Origin of the sequence: Limnospira sp. PMC 289.06 (assembly GCF_032350395.1) — a bacterium.
Classification (GTDB): Bacteria; Cyanobacteriota; Cyanobacteriia; order Cyanobacteriales; family Microcoleaceae; genus Limnospira; species Limnospira platensis.
Map to the genome: position 1 here is coordinate 16,807 of NZ_JARPLC010000090.1, position 4,359 is coordinate 21,165.

Annotated in this window: 10 protein-coding genes and 1 pseudogene; 3 read left to right on the forward strand and 8 right to left on the reverse strand. The window is 44.7% G+C overall.

The window, feature by feature from the left end; genetic code table 11:
• Positions 1-242: 242 nt before the first annotated feature.
• Complete coding sequence (locus tag P5674_RS16995; RefSeq protein WP_006616414.1) at positions 243-425, reverse strand: hypothetical protein; 183 nt, start codon at positions 423-425, stop codon at positions 243-245.
• An 85-nt stretch (positions 426-510) separates the two neighbouring features.
• Here P5674_RS16995 and P5674_RS17000 point away from each other — a divergent pair, with 85 nt between their 5' ends.
• Positions 511-714: a DUF3368 domain-containing protein gene (locus P5674_RS17000; protein ID WP_006616413.1), complete on the forward strand. Its 204-nt coding sequence runs from the start codon at positions 511-513 to the stop codon at positions 712-714.
• A gap of 142 nt (positions 715-856) precedes the next feature.
• On the opposite strand, the gene P5674_RS17005 is transcribed toward P5674_RS17000, so the two are convergent.
• The 3 genes from P5674_RS17005 to P5674_RS17015 form a co-directional block, all read right to left on the reverse strand.
• Positions 857-1,261, reverse strand: coding sequence for a type II toxin-antitoxin system VapC family toxin (locus tag P5674_RS17005; protein ID WP_315670116.1), 405 nt, complete (start codon positions 1,259-1,261; stop codon positions 857-859).
• A complete protein-coding gene (locus P5674_RS17010; protein ID WP_006616411.1) occupies positions 1,261-1,503 on the reverse strand; it encodes a hypothetical protein in 243 nt (80 codons plus the stop codon). Before P5674_RS17010 ends, P5674_RS17005 begins: the two co-directional genes overlap by 1 nt.
• A 124-nt stretch (positions 1,504-1,627) precedes the next feature.
• The gene (locus P5674_RS17015) at positions 1,628-1,756 is read right to left on the reverse strand and encodes a hypothetical protein (protein ID WP_315670118.1); all 129 of its coding nucleotides are present in this window, start codon (positions 1,754-1,756) and stop codon (positions 1,628-1,630) included.
• 124 nt (positions 1,757-1,880) lie between these two features.
• Here P5674_RS17015 and P5674_RS17020 point away from each other — a divergent pair, with 124 nt between their 5' ends.
• Together P5674_RS17020 and P5674_RS17025 are read left to right on the forward strand one after the other, a co-directional pair.
• Positions 1,881-2,240: a hypothetical protein gene (locus tag P5674_RS17020; RefSeq protein WP_315670119.1), complete on the forward strand. Its 360-nt coding sequence runs from the start codon at positions 1,881-1,883 to the stop codon at positions 2,238-2,240.
• A gap of 16 nt (positions 2,241-2,256) precedes the next feature.
• Entirely contained in the window at positions 2,257-2,691 is a 435-nt protein-coding gene (locus P5674_RS17025; RefSeq protein ID WP_315670122.1) for a type II toxin-antitoxin system VapC family toxin, read from the forward strand.
• A gap of 218 nt (positions 2,692-2,909) precedes the next feature.
• Here the strand turns inward: P5674_RS17025 and P5674_RS17030 are convergent, their stop codons facing one another.
• The 4 genes and pseudogenes from P5674_RS17030 to P5674_RS17045 form a co-directional block, all read right to left on the reverse strand.
• Positions 2,910-3,146: a hypothetical protein gene (locus P5674_RS17030; RefSeq protein WP_006616407.1), complete on the reverse strand. Its 237-nt coding sequence runs from the start codon at positions 3,144-3,146 to the stop codon at positions 2,910-2,912.
• Between the two features lie 3 nt (positions 3,147-3,149).
• Positions 3,150-3,716, reverse strand: coding sequence for a hypothetical protein (locus tag P5674_RS17035; RefSeq protein ID WP_315670120.1), 567 nt, complete (start codon positions 3,714-3,716; stop codon positions 3,150-3,152).
• 6 nt (positions 3,717-3,722) lie between these two features.
• Positions 3,723-3,932 carry a type II toxin-antitoxin system ParD family antitoxin gene (locus P5674_RS17040; protein WP_315670121.1) on the reverse strand — a complete coding sequence of 70 codons (210 nt, stop codon included), beginning with the start codon at positions 3,930-3,932 and terminating at the stop codon, positions 3,723-3,725.
• An 80-nt stretch (positions 3,933-4,012) separates the two neighbouring features.
• Positions 4,013-4,359 (reverse strand): annotated as a pseudogene (locus tag P5674_RS17045) (WD40 repeat domain-containing protein); the annotation flags it as partial.

Below are 4,359 nucleotides of genomic sequence, written 5' to 3' on the forward strand. Positions count from 1 at the left end.
CTAAGATGTTGGGTTTCCTGCGTTCACCCAACCTACTAAGATGTTGGGTTTCCTGCGTTCACCCAACCTACTAAGATGTTGGGTTTCCTGCGTTCACCCAACCTACTAAGATGTTGGGTTTCCTGCGTTCACCCAACCTACTAAGATGTTGGGTTTCCTGCGTTCACCCAACCTACTAAGATGTTGGGTTTCCTGCGTTCACCCAACCTACTAAGATGTTGGGTTTCCTGCGTTCACCCAACCTACCAAGATGTTGGGTTTCCTGCGTTCACCCAACCTACTCCTGGTGCTGTCGTGGTAGCAAAACGGGTTTCCCATTTTTGCTCATCCTGCAACTGTGCCAAAAATCGAGCCGCGATCGCATCTTGTTGGTCGGGTGGGAGTTGTTGGATTTGGGCGATCGCCTGTTGAAGTAGTTCGGTCATTTTTCAGTAGCAGTTAACACCGCCAAATCACATCGCTTCTGTATTTTACCTCGCTCTTGCCATAGAGCTTAATGCAGATTTGCTGTTGATTGATGAGCGTCGAGGTCGAGCAGCAGCGGACCGTTTAGGCATCAAGATTACGGGATTACTAGACATTTGGGTTGAGGCCAAGCATAATAATTTAATTACTGCGGTCAAGCCTCTTATGGATGCGCTGATTGCTACATCAGAATTTAGAGTATCTTCAGCTTTATATAACCAGATTTTGAGCAGGGTTGATGAAATTTAACCGATATCTCAGAAACCGGGTTTCTACCATCACCTTTGCCTCCTCACCCAAATCTAGCTCAGAAACCCAGTTTCTTGCCCCCACCGATATCTCAGAAACCGGGTTTCTACCCTCACCTATTCTCCCCATCAAACCTAGTTTTTTAGGTCTGTCGCCAATTCTCAGTTTGAAGACCAACAACGCGATTAAATTCTCGTTGGTTGGCGGTAATCATGAGCAGTTGATGTTCCAGTGCAGTGGCAGCAATCAAGACATCATAAGCCCCAATTGGCTGTCCTTGAGATTTGAGTAAAGCACGAATCTCAGCCGCTTTTTCAGCTTCTGCGTTTGTGAAAGGAAGAATGGTCACCGACGATAAAAAATCGAGAATAACGAGTTTAATTTTTTCCGCCCGTTGTGGATTGAGGGCTAAACCATAGTTAAGTTCCATCACTGTAATTGAGGAAACAGCAATGTTGACTGGGGCGGTTTGCTTGATTCTGTTTTGAGTACCCGGTTCGCCTTTGATGAAGTCACTGATAACACAGGTATCGAGGAGGTATTGCATTAGAAAATTTCCGGTTCGCGAGGGGGAACCAGTTCATCGCGATAGGACTCGAAAGCCGGGAAATCAGGGATTCCTTGATAAGACAAAATCGCTTCTGACCATTGGGACACTGGAATGGGTGCCGTTTGCATTGTGCGGCGTAACACTTGCAAAATTAAAGTAGGCAAAGGAATATTAGATTGTGTGGCTTGATGGATGAGGTCTTGTTCGAGGTCTGGCGGTAGGTTGATGGTAATTTGCATCGGTGATTTTCCTCAATTTATCCGTCTTTGATATTTTATCATCCTCCACAATAAACCCGAGGAGGATTCAATTTCTGCGGTGAGGATGGCTTCTGCTTCGGTGTCCAGTTTTGGGCTACCATCATTATAGACCACCCAGGAAGGGGTCAGGGGGAGTGGGAGATACAGAAAGGGTGTTAGAGGCTAAATTTGCTTGTAAATACTGGGTAACTGCCTCATCCAGCAGAGTCTCTAAACTTTTCTGTTCTTGCATTGCCACCTTTACCCATTGAGTCAAAGCTTCGCCGTGAACTCAGCCGAACGGTTTCGGGGTCAGGTTTCCAATTCAGAGTGATTTCCAGCATCGTTTCATCCTTTGAGCTATCATATTTTATCAAATGGTCCTAGAAACCTACAGCCGAGAAACCGACTATCCCCGCCAATGCTATCAAAATCACTGTCTTGTCAACCTGCGACATTCTGGATATAAATTAATCATGAATACAACTCAATTACACCAAAAAATCGCCAGCCAACTGAATAACCTCTCACCGGAAAGACTTGCCCTCGTCAGTGAGTTTCTCGACTCCCTAGAAGCAACGGAACCCCCTCAAGCATCTCCCTTGAGAAAATTGCCCCCGCTAAAAAGAGGGAAAACCGCCAAAGATTTACTAAAATTTGCCGGGACTTGGCAAGGAGATGACATGGAAGAATGCCTTGATTCCGTTTATGAAACTCGTTCAGAAACCCAGTTTTAATATCATGCCCTATTGACTGGATACAAACCATTGTAGCCATATTATCAATGGCAACGTTCAAGTCATTAACGTTTTAAATAATCATCGTAATGACGCAATTGGAATTAGCATTATCACTTATGCGGAATTGCTGTACATGGCTGATAAGTCTGGGAGGCAATCCGGAAATATCACAGCAGTAAAAGAGTTTTTAGGTCAAGTTTATTTGTATTTTATTGATGAAGAAACGGCCATTTTTTATAGTCAGATTAAAACAGCAGTTTTTAATCAGTTTGCGCCCAAGGATAAAAATAAGCGGCGTCGCACAAGTATCAGCAACTTAGGATTTACTGACCATGACCTTTGGATTGTTGCCACAGCAATTCAGCACGGATTAATCCTTGTTTCTGCCGATAGTGATTTTAAGCGCATCAACCAAGTTCAGGCTTTTTCTTGGGAATCATGGATATGATAAGCGACTGCCAATTTGTCTATCAGAAAAAATTTGCTTGTAAATACTAGGTAACTGCCTCATCCAGCAGAGTCTCTAAACTTTTCTGTTCTTGCATCGCAATCTGTACCAGTTGGGTCAAAGTTTGGGGTTCAGGTTTCCAATTTATGGTGATTTATAGCATCGTTTCATCCTTTGAGTTATCGTATTTTATCAAATCGTTCCAGAAACTCGCTTTCTCAACTTCCAGAAATCAAAATGGTCAGAGCACGTTCTATGGCTTCCTCTTCTGTGGTACAAATTCCACTGGCTAGGATGCGATCGAGCAAGTTACGGATATCTGGACGGGATAATATGTGATAGGCTTTACGTTCAGCCTTGCGTTGTTCTAAAGCAGTTGTTAGAGTCATCACATCCTGATGAATATCTTCAGCGGAGAGTAACTCTGCATTGGGTTCGGGAACTTGTTTAGTCATGGTTTACCTTCCGTAATTTTCTACAAGGGTTTCAATTAATTTATCGCCGTAATATGTACCTTGTTGCTGGCAGGTTTTGAGGAGATGCCGAATGTCATCTTTTGTTAAAATTCCGTCTAGTCCAGCACGTCCTAAAATCCCCGGAAAGCCGGTCATTTTTAACCCCATTTCCCCAGCAACTTGACGGGCAGCTTTCTCATCTAAAAGAATAAGTGCCACATTTAGATCGGGGCGATTTTGCATGAGAATTATGGCCTCGGCTTCAGCGAGATCATCACGCCAGTCTGAACGGGTATTTTTGTGCGATCGCTCAATTCGTTTTGCTACAGTTTCTGATTGTTTTTTTTCTGAATCGGTTAATTCGGCAACAACCACAAATCCCTCCCGAATGAGTTGAGTAATTTCATCGAGCCACCCATGACCATCTAGTTCTTGTACCTCAGATGTGGTAATGTAAACGAGCGAAAAATATCGCTTGAGTAAATCAATCCGACCACATTGAAAGGCTGAAACGAGAGGTCCTGTGTTGGATACTGCTACTATTTTATCAAGTTCTGTGGTATCTGTCATTGTTCCTTAAACGTTATTAGCCTTTTCCCCACTTCCAGAAAAAGGCGGCAGATTGACTTGAGCGCGGGTTTCGGTGAGCCAGTCTGGGTATTCAGTTTGCAATTTTTCTAGCAATTTAAACGCGGCATTCACCACTTCATCAGGATGGCTAAAATTGCCCTGGGCTAACTGGGCGGCGATAAACTCTTCTTGTTGCTTGTTTAAGGTAATTTGCATGACGTTCTCCAGAAACCTGCTTTCTCGCCATTATAGCGATCGCGTAGGTGATTCGGATGCAGGTAAAAAAACCCCCTTTCTCAATCCCTCAACCCCTCCAACCGCAGAAAATACACCCGCCCCGACTTATCTCCCGCCATCACTGTCACTCCATCGGAGGCTACTGCACAACTTTTAAAGCTAAACTCACCCGTAAATGTCGCTATAGCCCTTCCAGTAGCCAAATCCCACAGTTTCAGGGTGCAATCATCCGATGCAGACACCGCTCGTTTCCCGTCGGGGGCGATCGCCACTGCATATACCGAGTCACTATGCCCAGAGAGGGTAGCGAGTTCCCTCCCCTGCTCCAAATCCCACAGTTTCAGGGTTTTATCATCCGATGCAGACACCGCTCGTTTCCCGTCGGGGGCGATCGCCACTGCATATT